Raw genomic sequence first — 21,879 nt, 5'->3', positions numbered from 1 at the left:
TTCAGGCGCGCGTTTCACCGAGCGTTCAGTGGTCGTTCACTCAGCCTTCGTCTTCTTCCTCGTCGCGCTCGTTCGCGCCGTTCTTCGTGGGCGACGCATTGCGATTGCGGAAATCCTTCGAATGCAGGCCGTGCTTTTTCAGCAGCATCTGCAAGTGCGAGCGATTCATATCGATGCGCCGCGCCAGTTCGGCGACGGTCCCGCTGACTTCACGCAGTCCGCGTTCGAGGAACGCTTTCTCGGCGTCGTCGCTGGCCGCCCGCTTCGCGTCGCTCAACGACATCAGATTCGCGACGCTGATCGGCTGCTCGCCGCTCGCCTGTCCGCCCTCCGCCTGCGCCGCCGCCGAACCGGGTGCGGCGGGTCGCATATCGAGCGGCAAATGCTCGATGTCGGCCATGTCGGCAGCCAGACATGAGATGCGGTACATCACGTTGCGCAATTCGCGAATGTTGCCCGGATACGCGTAGCTCAATAGAAAGTCCCGCAAACGCGGCGTCAACCTGACTGGCCGGCGTTTCAGCGTGCCCGCCGCTTCGTCGCCGAACCACGCAATCAGCAACGGAATTTCGTCGCGCCGTTCGCGCAGCGGCGGCAGCGTCACGTGAATCACGCTGAGCCGGTAGAACAGATCCTCGCGAAACCGGCCTTCCTCGCTGAGCTTGCGCAGATTGCGATTGGTCGCCGCGACGATGCGCGTATCGACCGCGATCGTTTCGTCCGAGCCGACGCGTTGAATCTCGTGCGCCTCGAGCACACGCAGCAGCTTGACCTGGCCCGCGAGCGGCAACTCGCCGATTTCGTCGAGAAAGATCGTGCCCGTATGCGCGCTTTCGAATTTTCCCTTGCGGTCGCTCGACGCGCCAGTGAATGCGCCCTTGCGATGCCCGAAAAGTTCGGATTCGAGCAGATTTTCCGGAATCGCGCCGCAGTTCACCGAAACGAACGGCTTGTCCGCACGCGAGCCATTCGCGTGAATCACTTTCGCCATCAGCTCCTTGCCGGTGCCGCTTTCTCCATCGATCAACACCGGCAAATCGGTTGGCGCCGCTTTTTCCGCGATTTCGAGCGATTCGAGCAAACGCGGGTTGTCGCCGAACGTGCCCTCGAAAATGAAGCTGCGTTCGAGTAGTGCCTTGCGGCGCGCACCGCGCGATTGCTCCGCGCTCGTCTGCGGCTCGCCCGCGGTGGCCGCCTGCACGAAGCGCTCCTTGTGCGAAAGCTGCATCACTTCGTCGCGCAACGACGTGGCTTGCCTCAGCAGCTTGTCGATATCAGCGCGTTCGAGCCGCGACGACCAGCGCAACGTGGAGCGCAGGATCTCGATCCGCTCGATCAGTCCCGCGTACGATATCGCGGGACTCGCCTCTTCAATCTGGTCGAGTATCTTCATCATGATGCACTCAACTGTTTCTGCACGAGCTGATAGTACATGCCGCCGCGCTGGATCAGCTCCTCGTGACGGCCCTGTTCGACGATCGCGCCTTCATACAGCACGAGAATCTTGTCCGCGCGCATGATCGTGCTGAGCCGATGCGCGATGATCACCGCCGTGCGGCCCTTCAGGATGTCGTGCATATTGCCGAGAATATTGCTTTCCGATTGCGAGTCGAGCGCCGACGTCGCCTCGTCGAACACGAGCAGACGCGGATCGTGATACAACGCACGCGCAATGCAAAGCCGCTGGATTTGACCGCCCGACAAACCGATGCCGCGCTCGCCGACGATCTGCTCATATCCGAGCGGCATCTTGCTGATGAAGCCATGCGCGTCGGCCATTTTCGCGACTTCCTCGATGCGGCGGCGCTCCGGCGCGTCGTCCCCGCTTGCGATGTTCTCGGCGATCGTGCCCGAGAACAGCAGATTGCTTTGCATCACGTAGCCGATTTGCGCGCGGAAATAAGTCTTGTCGATCACGCCGGAGTCATAGCCGTCGATCGTTATTTTCCCTTCGCTCGGCCGATAGAAGCCAACCAGCAGCTTCGCGAGCGTGGTTTTTCCCGACCCGCTGCGCCCGACGATCGCGACCAGTTCACCCGGCTTGATATCGAAGCTGATGTTCTCCAGCACATAAGCGGAATCCTCTTCGCCATAGCGGAAGTACACGCCTTGCAGGCTGATCTCGCCTTGCAGCTCCGGCAGCATCACGCGCGAGGGCAAATCCTGCGGCTTCTGTTCGGGCTCGATATCGAGCACATCGCCGAGCCGTTCCATCGCGACACCCGCATCGTTGAGCATGCTCCACAAGCCGACGAGACCCATCAGCGGACTCAATACGCTGCCCATGAATGCATTGAACGCGATCAGCTGACCGATCGTCAACTCACGCGCGAGTACCAGATTCGCGCCGACCCAAAGAATCGCAATCGTCGTTGCCGCATTCAGCAATTGACTGCCAAAGCCGACCAGAATATTGAATGCGTGCGCGCGATATTGCAATTCGAGCGCCTTTGCGTATTTCTTCTCCCAGCGCAACCGTACCGGCCGCTCGATGCCCATGCCCTTGACGGTCTCGACGCCGGACAGAGCTTCCATCAGGAACGACTTCGCCTCGGTCGACGCCGTGAACACCTCGCGTGCGTAGCCCTTGATCTTCGGCGTCGCGATTACCGTGAGTCCCATGATCGGAATGACGAACGCGATCAACACCAGCGTCATCTTCACGTTGTACACGAACATGATCGTGAAGTAGATGAAGATCATCAGCAGATTCAGCGCGGTCGTCACGGTGGATTCGGTCAGGAACGCGCGGATCGTCTGGTTTTCCTGAAAGCGCGCGAAGATATCGCCGGTCTTGCGCTTCGCGAAGAACGAGAACGGCAGCGACAACGTATGCTTGAAGAACTGCGACATCATCGCGAAGTCCATGTTGCGAACCATGAAGTTCGCCAGATACGCGCGAATCGTCGACATCAACTGCGTGAAGACATTGGAGATGATGAGCCCGCCGATCAGCATATGCAGCAGACTGACGTTCTGATGCACGATCACGCCGTCCAGAATGTTCTGAATGATCAGCGGTGGAATCACCCCGAGCACCTGAATCACGAAGGTCGCCAGAAACAGATAGCCGAGTATCTTGCGGTACGGCTTCAGATAGCCGACAAAGCGAATCCACGGCGAGCGCTCGGCCGACATCTGCAGCAGCTGCGATCCGCCGGTAAACAATAGGCAGGTGCCGCTCCACCCGCGTTCGAAATCTTCGACGCTCAGCTTTCTGAAACCGAGTGCCGGGTCCGCCATCCAGACATAGTCTTTCGACAGCCCGTACACGACCACATAGTGATAACCCTCCCAATGCACGATGAACGGCAGATCGAAGCCGCGCAGCGAATCGAACGTGCATTGCACGCCGCGCGTCGTGAAGCCGAGCGACTCGCCCGCGCGCGCGAGGCTGTCGAGCGTCGCACCCTGCGTCGTCACGTTCGCGAGTTCGCGCAATTTGCCGAGCGTCATCGGAATGCCGTAATGGCGGCAGATCATCGCGAGACACGCGGCGCCGCAATCCATCTCCTCGGCCTGCTCGACGAGCGCGAAACGCCGGATGATCTTCTCGCCGAGTTCCGGTTTGCTCTGCAGGTCGAGCATCAACGGCAGCTTGCGCCGCTGTTCGAGCCGCTTTTGCCGCTGTAATTCGCGGTCGCCATAGCGGATGCGCTCGTCGAGCACCTCTCGCAGTTTCGGATTGCGCTCGAGAATGAAATGAACGGTGCGCTCGGGGATGACCAGCAGCCGCGTGTCGGTGGTTGCAACGACCGATGCCATCTGTTCCTGGCGCATCAGGCACGCCTTCTCGCCGAATATCTCCCCTTTGCCGAGCGTCGCGAGCGTATAGTCGTGGCCCTCCTCCTGCCGCACGATGCGCACCTGGCCTTGCCGCACCACATAAAGCCGCCTGTCGTCGCGGCCGTCCTGTTTCAGAATCTCCTTGCCGGCAGCGACCCGTTTTGCGCCGACGCTGCGCACGTACTCTTCGAGTTCCGCCTTGTTCAGCTTGCCGCGCAGATCGAACAATTGCGCGACGAAGCCCCCGGCCGAATTGATCGCCACATAGCTGGCGACGAACGCCAACGCGGCGGCGTTGCCCGCCATCACCGGTTCGATCGCGCTGCGCGGAATGAACAGCACTTCGGTCTTGCCCGACGAACGTACCGACGCTTCGTGAACGTACGAGCGCAACATCGCAATGTCGGCAAAGATCTCGCCCGACTTGCGCACGCCCATGCTGGTTTCCTTGCCGTGCTCCTCGGAGAAGATACGTACCGTGCCCGAGCGGATCACATAGAGACCTTCGGCGACGTCACCGGCCGAGCACACCGTTTCGCCAAACGGATAGAACTTTGCCTGCGCGTACTCGGCAAGCCGCTCGATTTCGTCGCGCGAGAACGGCGACAGGATCTCCACCGAAGCGAGAAATTCGGCGGTGGAAGGCGCGGATGGCGCGGTCTGGAGGGCGTCCATGTATCGGTGAGCCTCGCTTTATCGGGCGCTAGTCGGGCGCTAGCGCGCTTCGATCACGTGTTCCTGGGCGCGGGCAATGAGCCAGCTCTCGCGCAGCAAACGGCGGATTTCGGTGGCCACGTCGGCATCGAGCGTGGCCGGATATTTGGCCGTGACCGCGAAGATCTCGAAACACGAACGGTCGGCCGACGGAAACGGCCCAAGCAGATCGCCGACCGCCGCATTGAAGATCTTCGCCTCGATATCGGGCTTCAGCGAACCGCGCAGTACCTTGCCGATCACGCCGCCCGACTCGCGCGTATCGGCAATCGAATGCTCGCGCGCCATCTCGCCGAAGGCGTCGGGGTCGTCGTGCAGGTACGAGATCATTTCCTTCGCCTTGCCTTCGCTATCGAGCACGATATGGCTGACTTCGATCGCGTCGAACTTCGGTGAATTCAGCGCGAAGTAATCATGGATCGCCGCGTCGTTACCGATGTCGTCGAGCATCTTCTCCTGATAAAGCCCGTCGGTAATGAACGCCTCGAATTCGTCGAGGCTCACGTGCAGCGCGTCGAGATAATGATTCATGTCCGCCGCGCGATGCAGCCCGCGCACGCGGCGAAACTGGTCCGCGCGCTGCTGGATTTCGTCGGCGCTGACGGCGACGCCCTGCTTCTTCGCCGCATGGACGGTAAGCTTGTCGCGCACGATCTGCTCGACCAGGCTCTCGAACTGGCCGGTCAGTTTCAGAAGACGAATGAACTCGTCCACGTCCACGACTTCGTCATCGATACGCACTATCGCGGTCATTTGCCCGGCTCCTTTCGTGGATGTTTTGATTCGCGCGCTCAACCCGCCACCTCTCTGAACGGATCGAGACCGAGGTCGATCAGGCGCCGCTCGCGCACGACGATTTCCGCATTGGCGGTCATGCCGTAACGCAGCGGATAACGCGTGCCGGCCACCTGGTAGTAGTCCTTGTCCAGCGTGACACGGCCTTCGTAGACCGGTTGCTTGTCCTGCGCGGATGGCTTCGTGGCCGGCGAGATATAGGCGAGCGTGCCGCTGATCAACCCGTAGCGCTGGTAAGGAAACGCGTTGAACTTCAATTTGACAGGCAGGCCGACGTGCAGAAAGGCGCGGTCGTGTTCGGAGATTTCGATCTTCAGCACGGGCCGCGCGTCTTTTGGCGCAATGCCGCCGAGCGGTGCGTTCGCCTGAATCTTGTCGCCGCGCTGCGTCGACGTGACGTCGGTGATCACGCCTGAAACCGGCGCGAGAATCAGCAGAAAATTGTCTTTATCGATGTTCTCGAAACGCACCCGCGCGGCGGCATCGGCTTCGAGGCGCGCGCTTTGCAGTTGCACGCGCAGTTTGTCTTCCGCATCGGTGATGTCGCGCACCGCCTGATCGTATTGCAGCTGCAGATCGGTGCTTTGCTGCCCGCTCGTCGCGAGTTGCGCATTGGCCTGCGCGTATTCATGGCTCAGACGAAAGTCGAGCTCGGCCAGCTTCGACTGCGCGACACGGTAAGCGTTATCCGCTTCGAGCGCGGCCGTGCGTTTCTGCTCGACCTGTAATTCGGCAATGCCACCGCCGCCCGGCTGCGCGAACAGCCGCGAATAGCGATCGAGTTCCTGATTCGCCGCTTCGCGCGTGCGGCGCGCGTTGTCGAGCGAGCTGCGCGCTTCGTCGAGTTCGGCCTTCTGCCCTTCGGCAAGCTTCGTCGTGCCTTCTGAAACGCGATTCTCGTGCAAGCGCTCCTCGACTTCGAGTTGCGCCTTCAACGACGTGGCCTTGCGTTCCATCAACGCCTTCTTCTCCGGGAACTGCTTCCATTCGCGTTCGGCGTCTTCGAGCTTCACTTGTGCCTGTAACGCGTTGCTCGCTGCCTCGATCGCGCCGCGCGCATTGAGCCGCGCGAGCACGTCGCCTTTCGACACCGGCTGCCCCTCGGCGATATACAGATCCGCGAGTTCGCCGTCGATCGGCGTATAGATGCGCCGCACCTCCGACTCCGGCGCCAACGTGCCGGGCGCGCTGACGATCACATCCGCGCGGCCGACGAACGACCACAGCAAACCCGACACGACGAGCGCGACCATCGCCCAGATCAGCGCGCGCGCAAGCCGCACCGGCTCGGACGTCAGAATCGCAATGCCTTCGACGCTATGATCTTCGAGCGCCTCCGACAACGGTCTAGGGTGAGGATCGCGTTTCACTCTGATCGCCTCCAATCAACGCGAGCTTCGCTTTCAGCAGCCCAGGGTCCAGCACCATGCGCAACTCGGTCAACGAGCGGCGCTGCAAACTCGCTTCGGCTTCGATATCCGCGAGCAGGCGATCGAAGTCGGCGGGATGATCGGCCTTCAGCTGCGTATAGATGCGCATGCCCTGGCGTGCCGCCGTCTGCGCCTCGCTCAGCAGACGCGCCTCGTTGCGAAAGCCCGGCGAGATGCCGGCTTCGAGCCGCTGCGTGCCGCCGATCGGGCCGTTCGCGCGGTACTCTTTCCACAGGCTTTGCGCGCGCACCAGCAGATCTTGCGCATGCGCGAGTGCCTTGTCATGCAATGCGGCCACGTCTTTCTGGATCGCCTGCACGAACCATGCGTCTATCCGCGGATCGAGGCTCGCGTAGAACGACAGCAGACGCTGGTCGTAATCTTTCCCGTCACGCGTTTTCCGCAGATCGTTGTATTGATCGGACAACGCCTGCTTGTGCGTCGCTTCGGCCGAGAGCACATCGGACCACGGGCTCGCCGGCATCGACTGCAAATCGTTCAGCGCCTGCTGCGCGTCGCCGCGCTGCCACGCGGCATCGACCGCGTCCTGCCGTTGAACGATGTCCGCCGACGGCAAGCGCGTCGCCGCAAGCTGCTGGAATTGCGCCTGAAAAGGCGGCGTGCTGAAGCGCACCGTTTTCATCATCGCCAGCAATGACGTCAATTGACGGCTCAACGCGGCATTCAGCAACCCGGTGTATTGGCGCAAATCGTCGCGCACTCTATCGAGCCCCGCGAGCCGCGGATAACGCTGCGCGTAATCGTCGAGTACCGGCGGCAGCGCGTCGGGTTTGTCGCGCGAAAGTTCGGTACGAATTACGCCATTGAGCCGATCGATCGCGGCGACGTACACCGAATCGTCGCTTTCGAGCTTGCGCAGATGGCTGAGCGTGTGGGCGTAGGGCTCCGCGAAGACCGGCACGTAACTCGCAATCCGATCGAGCGCGCGCTGGTGACTCGCCGCGTCGTCGTCCCAGCGGTGCAGCAGACCGTTGATCGTCGCTTCGTCCGTATACATGCGGATCGGCGCGTCGACGCCGCCACGCGCCGCGACGAAGCGTTCGAGATCGCCGACCCATTGCAATTCGCCGACCAGCGACGCGGCATCGGCGTCATTTCCGCTCAACGCCCTCATGTTCTTCAGCAGCGTGTCGGCCTGGTCGAACTGCGCTTTTTGCACGGCTTCGATCCAGCCCGGCAAGTTCGCTTTCAATAACGCCTCGCTCGCGAGCGCGCTGATTTTCGTGTCCGCCGGATGCGTGGCCAGATAGCCGCGCGCCATCGTGAGGGCGCTCGAGTAATCACCGCTCGCGAGCAGGCTCTTCAACTCCCGTTCCGATGAACCGTGCAGATAAAGGCCCACGCCAAGCGCAACCACGATCGCGATAGCCGCTGCGCCCCATGCCGCCGCGCGCCGCACATTGGTGCGCTCGCCGTCCGCTAACGCCTTGTGGAGTTCGCCGGCGACCATCTTCCAGCGACGCGGCTTACCTCTTGCCGCGCTTTTAGCTTTGCCGCTTCTTTCGTTCGCGCCGTCTCTCGTATCGGCGGGATGCCCCGCCTGCGCACCTTTGGCGCCCTGCGCGCCATTTGCCGTCCCTACTCCGTCACGCTTCGCGCGCGCGGAGCCCGGCTGCGCCGCTTCATTCACTTCGTCTTCGCGTTGCAGCGCCGGATCGACGCAAAAGATGTCGAGAAACGAATGCGCAGCGCCGACGAAGGTCGTCTTGTCGGCATCGGCGGCACTGTCGGCAGCGGGCTGAAGAGAGAGCTGGGTCACGGTGGGTTCGACGTCGGCGGAGTTCTGTAGCGACACCCTGTAGACGAAGTGGTCGCCGCCAAATGCAACGACGTCGCCGTCCGCCAGTGCAAGCGCCGATTCGCCGATCCGCTGTCCATTCACGAACGTGCCGTTGGTGCTGCCGAGATCCTCGACATACAGCTCGCCGCCCTTCAGAAACAGGTGCGCATGGCGCCGGGATATGTAATTGACCTGGTGCGGATAACGGTCTTTGTAGCGCGAGAAAACCTCGTCCGTTTTACTGATCAGAAACGGAAAAGCCAGCACGTCGACCGGTTGCAGACCCAGGTCATCGCGCTGCGGCACCAGCAATAGATGAATGAGGGGAGAAGCGCTTCCACCCGTGACGACGCGCGCGCGCGGCTCGATGCCGACGCGATAGCGCAGTTCACCGCCAAAGCAGAGTTCATCGCCGGCGCGTACACGCGCGGGGGTTTGTCGCACCGCGATGCCGTTGACCGTCGTGCCGTTCTTGCTGCCGAGATCGGCAACATAAATCGCGCCATGCTCGATGAAAACGCGCGCATGTCGGCGCGAGAGAGCGGCGGTCCATGGTGCGGGATAGTCGCTGAACGGCGCTTCGCTGCGGCCGATGGCGAACAGGTTGTCGACGATGCGAATGGCGTCGAGCGCGGGGCGCTGCGCGCAGGCAACCGGTGACAACACCACGTCGAAGGCAGCGTCCACTGTCACGCGCATTTCAGCAATCGGAGCTTCGCCGGTGGCCATTTTATCTGGATCGCTAAGCGTTTACCTGCCGCGGCGGGAACGCGGGGCGAACTGGACGAAGAACAACGGCGCAACGATATTGTCGTGAAGAGCCACGCAAACGCTGACCCCTAAAGGATTGTAAGTCACGCATCGAGAGTGTCAATTTGGATATCGCCGGATGAGAAGACCGCGGATAAGCCGTCAGCCGACGAAATACCCGCGCGGTACGCCAACTCGTGGATTAGCTCAATGTTTCGTTACTTCTCTTTGACCTGCGCCTGCACGTCGACACCGGGCCATCCGCCGCCGAGCGCCTTATAAAGCGTTACCGTGTCGGACAGAATCAATTGGTGGTTTTCCAGCAACGCCTGTTGCGCCTCCAGCAAGGTCCGCTCGTCTTCGAATACTTCGAGTTGCGACACGACGCCAAGGCGCAGTTGCGACTGGATCTGATCAGCGACGATCTGCAGGCGCGACACCTGCTGCTGCAATTCCGCGTGCTGCGCCTTATGGGCACTCAGATTGACGAGCGCGTTCTCCACTTCCTCGAATGCGCCCATCACGGCCACGCGATATTGCTGCTCGGCGACTTTCGATTGCGCCTCGGTCACCTTCACATGTGCGCGCACGCCCGGATCGAACAGCGGAAAATTGATGCTCGGCATCAGGCCGAACGTGAACGACTTCAGCAACTGGTTAAGCGCGTAACTTGCCGTGCCGCCTTGCGCGGTGAGGCCGATGCTCGGCAATTGCGCGAGCTTCGACTGACCGACGAGGTCATAGGCCTCGAGCACCCTGAATTCGGCCGCCACCACGTCGGGGCGGCGCGACAGCAATTGCGCGGGCAAACCATCGGGCACGCCCGGCAATTTCACGCGCTCCTGTAAATGGCCCTGCGGCACATGGAATTCGCCGGCCGGCACGCCGAGCAACGTGCATAGCGCGTTGTCGGAGACCGCCCGCGATCGGCGCAGATCATAGAGATCGTTGGTGAGCCGGTTGATCTCCGCCTGCTGGCGCAACACCTGCGTTTGCGGCACGAGCCCATTGCGCGCCTGGCCTTCGTAGATCGCCAGGATTTGCTTGTTCGTGGCGATGGTCTTTAGCTGCTGTGCGATCTGGTCGTCGAATTGCAGGATCTGGAAATAGGTACTGGCCACATTCGCGACGAGTTCGAGATACCCCGCGCGCCAATCCGCCTCGCTCGCGTGGAATTCGGCCTTTTGCGCCTGCACGCCTTTTTCGACCTTGCCCCAGATGTCGATGTCCCAGTTCACCTGCAGCGCGAGGTTGTACGTCTTCGTCAAAGGCTGGCCAGTCGTCTTCGTGTAGTCGGCGCCGGCACCGAGGTCCGCCGTCGGCAATGCGGCCGCGCCTGTCTCGCTGATCTGCGTGTGCGCGACTTCGATACGCGCGGCCAGCACCCGGATATCGAAGTTGCCGTCGATCGCCTTGTCGATCAGCGTATCGAGGTACGGGTCCTGGAAGCCCTTCCACCAGTCGCGCTCGATCGTCTCCGCGGCCGATACCGGCGCGCCATTGCGATCCGACCACGATGTCTTGGCCGGCGTGTCCGGGCGTTGATAAGCCGGCATGCTGACGTCGACGCACGCGCTCACTGCCAAAGCGCACATCGTTGCCGCGCAGATCCCGCGCAGTACACGGGCTATGCGGCGAGGCGTCCTGGCTTCAGCAGGAACCCGCTGAAGGTCCAGCGAATCACACGACGAATCGAACGATGATTCCGGCAGCGCTGACACGTTGGTCTCCAGTTGCACCCGCCTGTTTCGCGCGAGATGCCCGGTTTTTCAGGCCGAGCCGCTTCCGCGCGGCTTCGGCAATGAAGCGGCGGAAAAGTCGATGCGGGGAGCGGCGGATACGCGAAGGATGCGTGGAAAGGACGATTGGATTAGCGGTCTTTTTGAGCGACGCGCCTGTTGGGGCACGCACACGCGGCCGCCCGGGCCGCGTGTGCGCCGCTCACTACCCGTTGTTGACGTTGCTCGAGTAAATGGTCGGTTGGATGTACGTGGCCGTACCGCTGACTAGCGCCGAGTCGTTGCCGTTAGCGCTCTGGATGTTCATTTCCGTGTTGATCATCTGCGTCGTGGAGACGTTCTTGATGCTGGTCGGCGCATAGACGGGCGCATAGCTGAGGTACGACGGCATCGAATAGTAGCCGTTGCCACCGCGCACGGCGCTCATCGCCTTGCTGTCGAGTTGTTCGGTGTTGGACAGGTCCTTGATCATCAGCGTGTTCATGGCAAATCTCCTGGGAGTGGGAAAGCGCATCATCGAGCGTCGGGGTTCGAGCAACTTGTCTGCTCGGGCGCTACTGACGCATGGGCTATGCCAGGAGTGCCTTGCTTTCGTCATTCGCGTCCTGAACGCCTTATAGCAAAGGCCTGGAAGTTCGCACCCGCTGTCCCGACGCTGACGAGCGGCACAGCGAGACCAGTGAATGGTGGATCGCAGCCAACAGCGCGCGCGACATTGTTGGCTGTTCGATGACAGTCAGCGCGCGATCACCGTGATCTTCTTCGAATACACCGGCGGGTTGTGCGGCATATGCATGTCGTCGCCCATCAACAGCTGCAGCGTATGCTTGCCCGGCGGCAATGAAATCATCGTTTCCGTTTCGCCCGCGCCGAAATGCAGATGATGGCGATCCGAGGGTATCTCCTGATCCATCGGCGGCAGATCGGTATCGATCAGAAGATGATGGTGGCCGGTGTTCGGGTACTTCACGCCTTTCGGCGCGACCCCCATGAAACGCAGACCGAACCACACGCGAAACGGTTTATTGGCGGGCACCACCTGGCCATCGTTCGGATAGCCGATATACGCGTAGGCGCCGGGCGGCGACGGCGTCGCTGCCCACGCGCCCTGCGGCGCGGTCGATACCGTCAGCGCCGCTGCGACGAATGCCGCGGCCGCAATGATCTTCTTCATCAGGACTCTCCGTTCCGGCTTGACCAGTTCGAACGAACGGACCGCGTTAGTTCTTTAGCACGGTGATGGTGATCTTCTTCGAATACACGGGCGGTACGTGCGGCACGTGATTATGGTCGCCGAGAATCAGCTGCAGCGTGTGCTTGCCGGGCGGCAACTCGATGCGCGCGTCGGTTTCGCCCGCGCCGAAATGCAGGTGCTGGCGATCCGATGGAATCTCCTGATCGAGCGCGGGCAAATCCGTGTCGATCAGAAGATGATGGTGGCCGGTATTCGGAAACGCGACGCCCTTCGGACACACGCCCATATTGCGCAGCCCCATGCGCACCCACAGCTTGCCGCCGTGAATCACCGCGCCATCCGACGGCCAGATGATGTACTCCTCGGCCCCCGGCGGTGACGGCGTCTGCTCGGCGCGCGCAACGCCGCCAGCGCCGATACCGAGGCAGACCGCGACGAGCGCCGCGCACACCGCCGCGCGTAATCCGCCGCGACGCGCTTGCGCCGGATCACGACTGCCGAAAAGAAAGGAAACACGGGTTCTTCGCATAGCGCACTCTCCCGAACAGGAGTCATGGCTGGGGCCCGGCTATCGATGACCTTCCGGGTGTTCGAGCGGCATGTCGCGGGTCGAAACCGGCAGGCAGCCCACCTAGTTAAAACGACCGTGTGACGTGACTTTGTGAATCAGCTTAGGACGTAACTTGCCAAAAAGATACGCAATGCTCGTTAACCGTATGATGCGTTAAGGACTCCCGGACAGTTGTGACGCAAAGCGCGTGCTATCGTTAATAAAGAGCGCAGGCAGCGCGAGCCTGGTGCACGAATGCCTGAACTCTGTCCGGTACAAACAGGATATAAAGATGTGGAGACGATTCCTGCTGGTGTGCATGGTTGGGGCAATCCAGGCGCAGTGGGACAGTGCGGGTGCCGCGACGCAACATGAAAGCATCGAGCCGAGCCCGGCTTGGGTAGCGAGTCATCCGGCGCGGCCGGCGGACACCGCTTTGCTCCTTTCACCCTTTGCTTCGTCACGCGACGACACGCATTCGCGGCGTGTCGCGCTCGTGATCGGAAATGGCGAGTACGGTGACGCCACTAACCCGATCCGCGCCAACGCGCCGCGCGACGCCGAATCGATCGGCGCTGCGCTCCGTGCGCGTGGCTTCGAAGTCATCACGCGCACGAATGCTACGCCGCCGCAGATGCGCGCGGCCATCGACGAATTTCAACGACGATTGCAAACAGGCGATATCGGAGTGTTCTATTTCGCCGGACACGGCATGCAGGTAGGCGCACAAACGCTGCTTTTGCCGGCGGGACTCGATGCGCGAGGCGACATCCGCGCGCCGGTGTCGCTACTGAATAACGGCGTCGATCTGAATACCGTTTTGCATGCGATGCAATCCGCCCGTGTCGGCCGGCTCAATCTCGTGATTCTCGATACGTGCCTCGACAATCCATTTGCCCCCGCCGCGGTTGCGATCGATAAACCGAGGATCGCTGCCAACACCGTGATTGCCTATGCAACCGCACCGGGCGGTTTCGCGGCGGACGGTCCGCGGCATGGCGTCTATACCGATGCCTTGCTGCAAGCGCTCAACGACGCCGGCGCATCGTCTCGATCGCTCGCCGCGCTGTTCCGAGACGTCGGCGCCGAAGTACGCGCCGCTACACGCGGAACGCAGCAACCGTGGCTCTCTGTCGCGCGTTCATCCATTCCCACAAGTGGCGAAGGCGCTATCGAGTCGTCGAATACGTCAGAGCGTCGCGCCATCACGCCGCGCAGTCGCGGCATCATGCCCAAGGAAAGCGGCGAACAATACGAAATCACGTTCTGGGATTCGATCAAGGACAGCAACTACCCGGCCGATTACGAGGCTTATCTGAAGGCCTATCCGAATGGCCGCTTCGCCACACTCGCGCATGCGCGTATCGATCGATTGCGCGCGGCGGCATCGACTCCCGCGGTGAGTGCCGCGCCGGCTGCACCGCCAGCCGCGCCCGCGACGCAAAGCGGTCACGTCGCGCCACCCACGCCGCCTGCCCAGGTCATGCATCCCGCGACGCAAGCCAGCGCAGCCGCGGCGCCACCGCGCCCCGCTGCCGCGCCATTCGCCGAAAAGACCGTCGCCCATCCACCGACGGCCGGTGAAATCCGCGACTGCGCGGCCTGTCCGGTCATGATCGCGGTACCCGCCGGCTCGTTCGCAATGGGCAGCAATACCGACGATCCGTCGGAAAAGCCCGTGCATCACGTGAGCATTGGCGCGCCCTTCGCGATCGGTAAATTCCCCGTGACGGTCGAGCAATGGAATGCGTGCGTCGCCGCCGGCGCCTGCCAGAAGCTGACGCCGGAGAGCAATAGCATCAAGACCGCACCCGCGCGCGATCTCAGTTGGGACGACGCGCAGCAGTACGTCAAGTGGCTCGCCAAAACGACCGGCAAACCGTACCGTCTGCCGACCGAAGCCGAATGGGAATACGCGGACCGCGCCGGCACCACGACCGCGTACTGGTGGGGCGAGCAGATGCGCAAGGGCAACGCCAATTGCAAGGACTGCGGCGACCCGTGGCACAAGGAAGGCCCGGAAAACGTCGGCACGTTCGCCGCGAATCCGCTGGGTCTGTACGACATGAACGGCGGCGTCTGGGAATGGACCGCCGACTGCTGGCACAACACCTATCAGGGCGCGCCGGTCGATGGCCACGCGTGGGACTCGCCCGGCTGCGAGATGCGCGCGATTCGCGGCGGCTCATGGCGCGAAGGCGGCGACTACATGCTCAGCGCGACGCGCTTCAAATACAGCGCGGGCGTGCGGCAATCGCAGAACGGTTTTCGCGTCGTCAAGGATCTGCACTAAAAGCCGTGTCGATTGGCTCCCTGACGGATCATCGCGTCGCGGGTTTGGTCGTAATCGGGGCGAAGTCCGCCAACAGGCGATCCTGCCCGTATTGACCGCCAATCTGCTTGAGCCGGGTCTCGAGCGCGCGCAGATAATCGGCGCGCGCTTCGCTTTCCGGGCGCAGCTTGTCGAACAGCGGCACCGGCGTCACCATCAGCACCACCATTTCCGAGCCGAACGGCTTCGATACGGTCCAATCGCCCGCATTGCTGCCGATCGTGTACGGACCGCCGTTCGCCTGCATCTGATTGTCCGGCCACAGACGACTGGGCACCATGTGCACGACGTGGCCGTCTAGCTGGTAGTAGTCGACGGTCGCAAAGGAATCGAACGGCGGCGCTTTCAGGTCCACCACCAGCGAGTCGTTCTCGGTCAGAAAACCGCTTGGCGGACGCATCTGCAGCGACGCCACGCGCCCCGCCTGCCAGTTGCGCACCAGAAACGGCGCGAGCGTTTTGACGAAGTCGCATTTATCGTCGGCGAGCGGCCGCACGTCCAGCGAAACCGTATCGACGCCAGGCAGCGCCGCCAACGTCTCCTTCAGATGCGCGGCACCGTATCGCTGCGACAGGAAACCGCGTACCGTCAGTGCGTGGTCCTGCACCGCGCCCGATAAAGCCGAACACGGCACCTGGGCAAGCGTGGGCGTAATCGCGGCGAGCGTCAACGCGGGCTTCGGTGCGGGCGCGACAGCGGACGCCCCAGCCGCCCGATCGACCTGATCGCCCTGTGATCGCGCCGCCTCGGTTTGCGCGGCTTGCTGCCGGCTGGACCCCGAGCGAAAAGCGAACACGCCCACGGTGACCGCGCACACGACGGCGAGGCCAGCGAGCCCGACCCACGCGAGCGTCCCGGACTTCTCCGCGCGCGCTTCATTGTCGAACTCGGCGATAAAGCGCACGACGCTCGGTATCCGCGTATTGCGATCGAACGACAACGCGGCACGCAACGCGCGCCACTGTCGCGCATCGAGATTCGCCGGACGCTGCGGCTTGAAATCGGCATTGCGCGCCTGCGTGGCCGACAGGCGATCGAACGGATGATGTCCCGTCAGCAGCTCGTACGTGATGCAGCCAAGCGCGTAGATATCGTCGCGCGGGTCCGGCTCGCGATGCTCGATCATCTCCGGGCTCGCATAGGCCGGCGTCAACGCGCCGAGACTGCCGGGATCGAACACCGTCGCGTCGCTCTCCTCTTCAGGCCGCTGGAATACGCGCGCGATGCCGAAGTCGATCACTTTCACTTCGGCATTCGTGGTCAAAAACACGTTCGCGGGTTTGAAATCGCAATGGACGAAGCCGCGCTCGTGCGCGTACGCGAGCGCCGCGCACATGCCGCGCACGATCGGCAGCGCGGCCCGCACCGGCATGCCCTGATAGCCCGGCGTGCGCAGCAGCTGGCTCAAGGGTTTGCCGCTCAGGTACTCCATCGTCAGATAGACGATCGGCCCGTCGCGGTCGAAGTCGTAGACGGTGATGATGTTGCGATGCGCGAGTACCTGCGCCTTGCGCGCCTCGCGCTGCAGCGCGACCAGCGAATTCGGATTGCCGCGAAACTGGACGTTCAGCACCTTGATCGCGAGATAGGGCTTGCGATCCGACGCTTCGAGCTTGCGCAGATCGAGCGCCTTGTACACGGTGCCCATGCCGCCCACGCCGAGGCACTCCTCGAGCACGAAGCGGTTGTTCAGCGTATCGCCGATGCCTTTGATGGTCTCGTGCGCGGTGCTGCCGGCAGTACTCGCGGCGCCCGCACTCGCAGCGCTCGACGAACGCAGCGACGGTAGATCGACCGAGGTCTGGATGCCGGTTTCCTCGCCACCCGCCGCGACGTTCGACACGCGCAGCAGCTCGATGCGCCGCCGCACTTCCAGGTAGAGATCGTCGGGCAACGGCGACCGATGATGCGCGGCGTACAGCGTCTCCAGCAGCCGCGTCGGACCAAGTTGCTCGGTCGCCAACGCGCTGTCGAGCTGCGCGACGAACTCGTCACGCGATAGCTCGCCGCTCTGGAAGTCGAGAATCACACGCGCAAGGCTAGCCATTTGTGCGAAGCACCGCCGTTGCCGCTGGACCGTGTCGCATGCGACCGACGCCACGCGGGTCGATAGAAAACCTGTCGTATCCAGTTACATGTGCCGTTTCGATACTAGCTCCCGGTCCGCGCTTTCGCAAACCAGGCAAACCAGGCATGAGCCGCGCGCCGCGCCGCGTGCTGGCTCGCGCAATGTCGTGCGCCATCCAACAGGGTCCGCCGCGATGTCGGACGGCGGCCACCGCTCCGAGCGCGTCAGCGTGCTTCGAGCTGACCGGCACGGTGGTCCCTCCACGCGCAAAACCCTTATACGACAGGGCTTCGCCGATTTCCTCAGGATCCTTGATTAATACTGGCACAGCCTGTGCGTTAGTGATGTCCGAGCAAACGAATTGCTCGAAACCACTGGCAACACTGCAAAAACTTCTTTCAGGAGACTCACCATGAAAACGCTGATGATCAAAGACCTGTCCGTCACCGAACAACTCGACAGCAAAGCCATGCAAGCCGTACGCGGCGGCTTCGGCCCGAGCAAGTACTACAGCTTCGCCCCGGTCTATGCGCCGACCAGCGTCAAGAACACCACCACCACGCAACTGATCAGTAACGAACTGAACTTCCAGAACGCCAACGGCAACGATGTTGCGCTCGCCACCGGCATCACGTCGGACTTCTCGCCGTATATCGATTCGAGCAACAGCAACCACTAATAGTGCGTGGTGCGGCGAGGCGCCCGCAGCCGCGGGCCGCTTCGCCGCGAGCCATTCATGTCCGCTTTCCGTACGTCTTTGGAGAAACGCCATGTCATCCCTCATGATTCGCGATCTGTCCGGCACGCGCGAACTCGACCGCCGGGCCATGTCCGGGATCGCCGGCGGCACCGGCAGCAACGTGCCCATGCCCTCGGGCCTTGGTGGTCTCGGCAGCCTTGCCGGCCTCGCCAACGTCAACGTCAACGTCAACGTCATTCAGAATCTGGATCAGCAGCAAATCGTCAACGTCGCAGCGCTCAATGACATCGGTTCGATCGGCCCAGGCGTCGTGCTGCCGCTGAAGCTGAGAGTCGACCCTGTCCTGTCGGGCGCCAATTACTCCGCCGTGTAAGCCGGGGCAGCAGCGGGGGACTGGGGGTTCCTTCACTGCCGCGGCAACACCACGGCCATGCGCGTCGCGAATGGATTTCCTATACTGATCGTGCGTTGAGACCTCAATACAACGAATGACACGCCGAACACATTCCGAGCACGGCGGCCGGCACCCGAACGGGTCTGGCCGCCGGAGCGTTTTTCTGGAGCCATCATGGCCAAGCTGAGCATCAAGGATCTGACCGAAAGCGTCGAACTGGACCGCGAGGCGATGGCCGCGATCGTCGGCGGCGCCCGTGTCGGCGCGCGCTCGAGTCTCGCCGCGCCGCTGGTGCCGGCCGCGATGCGAGTCGTCGAATACCCGCCGGGCTTTCCGGCCGCGCATCTGCGTATCGCGGAAGCAGCCTCGCCGCGTAGACGCCAGCGCCGCTAGCATTCCTCGCCGGGGCGTTTCACCATCACGGCACGCGCATATGGCGCGTGCCGTTTCTGTTTGCGCTTGCGATCGAGTGTTGGACGCCTGAGTTCGCCACGCGCGACGCTGCACTGCGCCCCAACCATTCGCACGTGACTCGTGGGACGCGCGCAAACACTTCGACGCGCAATCGCGATCGTGTTCAGTGCGATTCAACGCGGCTATCGCGCGGATCCTTGCCAGGCTTCGCATCGCGGCCCCCGCTCCATGTTGCGGCGCACGTTCCCTCACATTGGCATAGGCCTTGCAGAAATCGATGCGGGCGCCGCACTGTGCTCGCCTTTCCACGTCAAGGAGAAATGCCATGAAAGCCACTGTGATCATCAAGGACCTGCCGCCCGGCGCGGGCGAGCCATCCGACGAGACAACGCTGACCGCCGAACAGATGAAGACGCTGCGCGGCGGCCGCTCGGTAGTCGTCAAGGTGGACGGTGGCGGCACGGGTACCGTCGACGATTGGGACATCAACACCGCGATCTTCGAAGGCCGCATCAGCGGAACCTGTCTATAGGACGCGCGACGTGTCCGCAATTGGAAAAACGGCACCCGGCTCAGGTTTTGAGCGCGACGGGTGCCGTTTCAATTGGCTCGAGAATCTCCGCACGCGCCGCGCGCCGTCCCGGTGATCTGATTAAAGGATCGACCTTGGGCACAAGCTTTGCTCCTTGGGGATTACCCTGCGGCCTTGTGGCCAACGTAGATAAAGCAGGTCTCTCAACCAGGCGGAGGTCATAACATGCTAGGAACCATTCTTCTAATCGTGCTGATTCTGCTGCTGATCGGCGCATTTCCAGCGTGGCCACACAGCCGATCGTGGGGCTATGGTCCGACGGGTGGACTCGGCATCGTACTGATCGTGGTGATCGTTCTGCTGGTTGCCGGTGTGATATAGACCACGCGTAGTGGACTGGAACATGAGGCGGGCCGCCGTCTATCCGCGCGATGTCGCGTGCCGGTAGGTGGCGGCTTCGCTTTTTCGTGGTTGCCGAAGCACTCGATGGAAAAGTTACTGGCCAATCAGGTCGCGCTGGTTACCGGCGCAAGTTCGGAATCGGCTATGGCATCGATATGGCTAAAGCCCGATACGCGGACCATCGGCGTTGCCGTCGATCGATTGCTCGAATAGATCGACATCTTCGAGCCAGGCACGCTGCCTGCTGAAACTCCTGCGTATTCGAACTCCAATACGAAAGGAGATGACATCATGCCTTACCTACTTGGCTGGCTGCTCGGCGTTCCAGTGATCGTACTGATCATCCTGTACCTCATTTTCCATTGATATCGCGCGGTACAGACGATAAGGATGACGTTGTTCCCGCGGCGGCGGTATGCGGATCGTTTCATGGTCAGCGTACCGCCGCCATCAGCGTGCCCATCCCTACCAGCAAGCTCCCCCCTCAGACGGTTCACGATGCGCAGCCGCGTCGGCCGCTGTAGAACCCGTACGCAGACGGTGCGGGAAGAGTGCCGTCGATGCCAGGCCCAACGCGAATATCAGCGCAAAAGTACTGCCCAGCAAAAGGTACTGATGATTGGCCGACCAATGCGCTTCATTCGACGAGGTACTGATGGGACAGAACCGGTGAAGCCGCAAACGTGCCGTATCTCCATTGTCTGAAGCCTCGAAAACGGAGGGTATATCCGCGGCTATGTCGCATTGCTCGATCAGCAAAAACAAGATCGCAGGCATTCGCCATAGCCGCTCGATGTTCGCGCTGTGCTGCATGAAGAGCATTCCGTCTATCGCAATCTGATTGACGAGACTGCGGGCGCTTCAATGCGCGGCCCGCGAGGCGGCGATGATCGCGTCGGCCACGGCCTGCGGCTGGCTCAGCATCGCGACGTGGCTCGTGGCGACGCGCGTGATCTTCGCGTCGATGTGTTTCGCCATCTCCAGTTGCAAGGACGGATCGATCATGCGGTCGCGGCCCGACACCACGAAGTACGACGGCTTGCCATGCCACGCGGCGTTCGTCACCTTGTCGTCGATACAGCCAGCGGCCCAAGGCTGCTGGGTCGCCGCGATCAGACGCTTTTGCGGCAGCGGCAGATCCTGCGCGAAGTCGTCCAGCACCGCCTTGGTCGATAGCGTCAGATAACCCGCCGAGTCCTTGCGCAATTCGCTCGCCCAGACTGGCGCGGGGTGGTCCTTCGTGATGTCGGCAATGGACTGACTGTTGTCCGGCGCAAATGCCGCGACGTACACGAGGCTCTTCACCTTGTCGTCGTTGCCGGCCTCGCTGACCACCACGCCGCCCCATGAATGGCCGACCAGAATCACAGGCCCGTTCTGCTGCGCGATCACGCGCCGGGTTGCCGCCACGTCGTCGGCGAGCGAGCTCAGCGGATTCTGCACGGCCACCACGTGCAGGCCGCGCGCTTCGAGCAATGGGATCACTTTGTCCCAGCTGGACCCGTCAGCGAAAGCGCCGTGTACGAGAACGACGTTCTTGCCCTTCAGGTCATCGGACGGCGCCGCCTGCGCGGACTCCGTGGCCTGCAACGCGAACAGTCCGCCCAGCAACAGAACGGAACCCAGAATTTTTTTCAGCAGCGTGGTCATCGTTATTGTCTCGACAGGTTGAGTTAAACAAGGAGTCCGCGCGTCGACGTGAGCCGATGCACGCGGACGGCCTGCTCATTTGCATCGATCACGAATGCGCGTAGATGGAACCGAGGCCGACGATGTGGGAGCCGTCGTACACGCGATCCGCCGCCGCGCGCTTCATCGGCACGTGCGAGCCCGAAGCGGAACTGCCGTTCGCGACGCCACCGTAGGCGGCCGCGTCATGGCCCGCGCTGATGCGCGCCTCGGCCGCTTCGATGTTCTGCGGGTATTGCGTGTTGTCGCTGGCCGGGTTGTAGCCGGCCTTTTCCAACTGGACCAGTTCCGCGCGGACTTCGGCACGTGTGAGTGCCTGTTGCGGCTGCGATTGCGCGAACGAAACGACGGGAACGGCGACGAGTGCGGCGACGATCAGCGATTGAACGAGTTTCATGAGTCTTCTCCGGGTATCGAACCATCAGGGATAAGGATTGAGCGGGACGCGAAGCCATCGACGCAGATACACTGTGACGTCCCGCCTGATTCACACGCAACGTCGTGAATCAACCTTGCGTGAAGACATTAGAACGCTCCAACGTATCTGCAATGTTTTCGTCATCCCCCATTTCTGCAAGCGTGTTTGTC

The 21,879-nt window shown here is 62.2% G+C and carries 18 protein-coding genes and 2 pseudogenes; 8 read left to right on the top strand and 12 right to left on the bottom strand.

The window, feature by feature from the left end:
• Positions 1-40: 40 nt before the first annotated feature.
• From OKW26_RS05815 to OKW26_RS05775, 9 genes are all read right to left on the bottom strand, one after another.
• Entirely contained in the window at positions 41-1,396 is a 1,356-nt protein-coding gene (locus OKW26_RS05815; protein ID WP_429352964.1) for a sigma-54 interaction domain-containing protein, read from the bottom strand.
• The gene (locus OKW26_RS05810) at positions 1,393-4,461 is read right to left on the bottom strand and encodes a peptidase domain-containing ABC transporter (protein ID WP_429352963.1); all 3,069 of its coding nucleotides are present in this window, start codon (positions 4,459-4,461) and stop codon (positions 1,393-1,395) included. The genes OKW26_RS05815 and OKW26_RS05810 overlap by 4 nt, the downstream gene beginning before the upstream one ends.
• A gap of 39 nt (positions 4,462-4,500) precedes the next feature.
• Positions 4,501-5,253 carry a peptidylprolyl isomerase gene (locus OKW26_RS05805; RefSeq protein ID WP_184024541.1) on the bottom strand — a complete coding sequence of 251 codons (753 nt, stop codon included), beginning with the start codon at positions 5,251-5,253 and terminating at the stop codon, positions 4,501-4,503.
• Between the two features lie 38 nt (positions 5,254-5,291).
• The gene (locus tag OKW26_RS05800) at positions 5,292-6,665 is read right to left on the bottom strand and encodes an HlyD family efflux transporter periplasmic adaptor subunit (protein ID WP_429352962.1); all 1,374 of its coding nucleotides are present in this window, start codon (positions 6,663-6,665) and stop codon (positions 5,292-5,294) included.
• Entirely contained in the window at positions 6,643-9,255 is a 2,613-nt protein-coding gene (locus tag OKW26_RS05795; RefSeq protein WP_429352961.1) for an FHA domain-containing protein, read from the bottom strand. The genes OKW26_RS05800 and OKW26_RS05795 overlap by 23 nt, the downstream gene beginning before the upstream one ends.
• A gap of 239 nt (positions 9,256-9,494) precedes the next feature.
• Complete coding sequence (locus OKW26_RS05790) at positions 9,495-10,871, bottom strand: efflux transporter outer membrane subunit (protein ID WP_429352960.1); 1,377 nt, start codon at positions 10,869-10,871, stop codon at positions 9,495-9,497.
• Positions 10,872-11,220: 349 nt separating this feature from the next.
• The gene (locus OKW26_RS05785; RefSeq protein ID WP_184061603.1) at positions 11,221-11,499 is read right to left on the bottom strand and encodes a hypothetical protein; all 279 of its coding nucleotides are present in this window, start codon (positions 11,497-11,499) and stop codon (positions 11,221-11,223) included.
• 252 nt (positions 11,500-11,751) lie between these two features.
• Positions 11,752-12,189, bottom strand: coding sequence for a DUF4399 domain-containing protein (locus OKW26_RS05780; protein WP_090807583.1), 438 nt, complete (start codon positions 12,187-12,189; stop codon positions 11,752-11,754).
• Between the two features lie 46 nt (positions 12,190-12,235).
• A complete protein-coding gene (locus tag OKW26_RS05775; protein ID WP_429352959.1) occupies positions 12,236-12,739 on the bottom strand; it encodes a DUF4399 domain-containing protein in 504 nt (167 codons plus the stop codon).
• A 313-nt stretch (positions 12,740-13,052) separates the two neighbouring features.
• Between OKW26_RS05775 and OKW26_RS05770 the strand changes: the two are divergent.
• Both OKW26_RS05770 and OKW26_RS05765 read left to right on the top strand, forming a co-directional pair.
• Positions 13,053-13,883: pseudogene (locus OKW26_RS05770) on the top strand (caspase family protein); the annotation flags it as partial.
• Between the two features lie 105 nt (positions 13,884-13,988).
• Entirely contained in the window at positions 13,989-15,053 is a 1,065-nt protein-coding gene (locus OKW26_RS05765) for a formylglycine-generating enzyme family protein (RefSeq protein ID WP_429354181.1), read from the top strand.
• 28 nt (positions 15,054-15,081) lie between these two features.
• On the opposite strand, the gene OKW26_RS05760 is transcribed toward OKW26_RS05765, so the two are convergent.
• Entirely contained in the window at positions 15,082-17,139 is a 2,058-nt protein-coding gene (locus tag OKW26_RS05760; RefSeq protein WP_429352958.1) for a protein kinase domain-containing protein, read from the bottom strand.
• A 433-nt stretch (positions 17,140-17,572) separates the two neighbouring features.
• Between OKW26_RS05760 and OKW26_RS05755 the strand changes: the two genes are divergently transcribed.
• From OKW26_RS05755 to OKW26_RS05730, 6 genes and pseudogenes are all read left to right on the top strand, one after another.
• A complete protein-coding gene (locus OKW26_RS05755) occupies positions 17,573-17,839 on the top strand; it encodes a hypothetical protein (protein WP_429352957.1) in 267 nt (88 codons plus the stop codon).
• Positions 17,840-17,930: 91 nt separating this feature from the next.
• Positions 17,931-18,233, top strand: a complete 303-nt coding sequence (locus OKW26_RS05750) for a hypothetical protein (RefSeq protein WP_429352956.1) — start codon at positions 17,931-17,933, stop codon at positions 18,231-18,233.
• Positions 18,234-18,428: 195 nt separating this feature from the next.
• Positions 18,429-18,647 carry a hypothetical protein gene (locus OKW26_RS05745; RefSeq protein ID WP_184005151.1) on the top strand — a complete coding sequence of 73 codons (219 nt, stop codon included), beginning with the start codon at positions 18,429-18,431 and terminating at the stop codon, positions 18,645-18,647.
• A 346-nt stretch (positions 18,648-18,993) separates the two neighbouring features.
• Positions 18,994-19,200 (top strand): hypothetical protein, encoded by a 207-nt coding sequence (locus tag OKW26_RS05740; RefSeq protein WP_429352955.1) that lies wholly within the window; start codon positions 18,994-18,996, stop codon positions 19,198-19,200.
• A 225-nt stretch (positions 19,201-19,425) separates the two neighbouring features.
• Complete coding sequence (locus tag OKW26_RS05735; RefSeq protein WP_018423731.1) at positions 19,426-19,581, top strand: DUF3309 family protein; 156 nt, start codon at positions 19,426-19,428, stop codon at positions 19,579-19,581.
• A gap of 784 nt (positions 19,582-20,365) precedes the next feature.
• Positions 20,366-20,443, top strand: a pseudogene (locus OKW26_RS05730) (AsnC family transcriptional regulator); the annotation flags it as partial.
• Between the two features lie 20 nt (positions 20,444-20,463).
• Here the strand turns inward: OKW26_RS05730 and OKW26_RS05725 are convergent.
• A complete protein-coding gene (locus OKW26_RS05725; protein ID WP_429352954.1) occupies positions 20,464-21,252 on the bottom strand; it encodes an alpha/beta fold hydrolase in 789 nt (262 codons plus the stop codon).
• An 88-nt stretch (positions 21,253-21,340) separates the two neighbouring features.
• Entirely contained in the window at positions 21,341-21,688 is a 348-nt protein-coding gene (locus OKW26_RS05720) for a DUF4148 domain-containing protein (protein WP_184061594.1), read from the bottom strand.
• Between the last annotated feature and the right edge of the window lie 191 nt (positions 21,689-21,879).

Source organism: Paraburkholderia sp. 32 (assembly GCF_050435345.1).
Lineage (GTDB): Bacteria > Pseudomonadota > Gammaproteobacteria > Burkholderiales > Burkholderiaceae > Paraburkholderia > Paraburkholderia tuberum.
The sequence above is the reverse complement of the archived record's forward strand: the minus strand, read 5'-3'. Positions and strand labels throughout refer to the sequence as shown.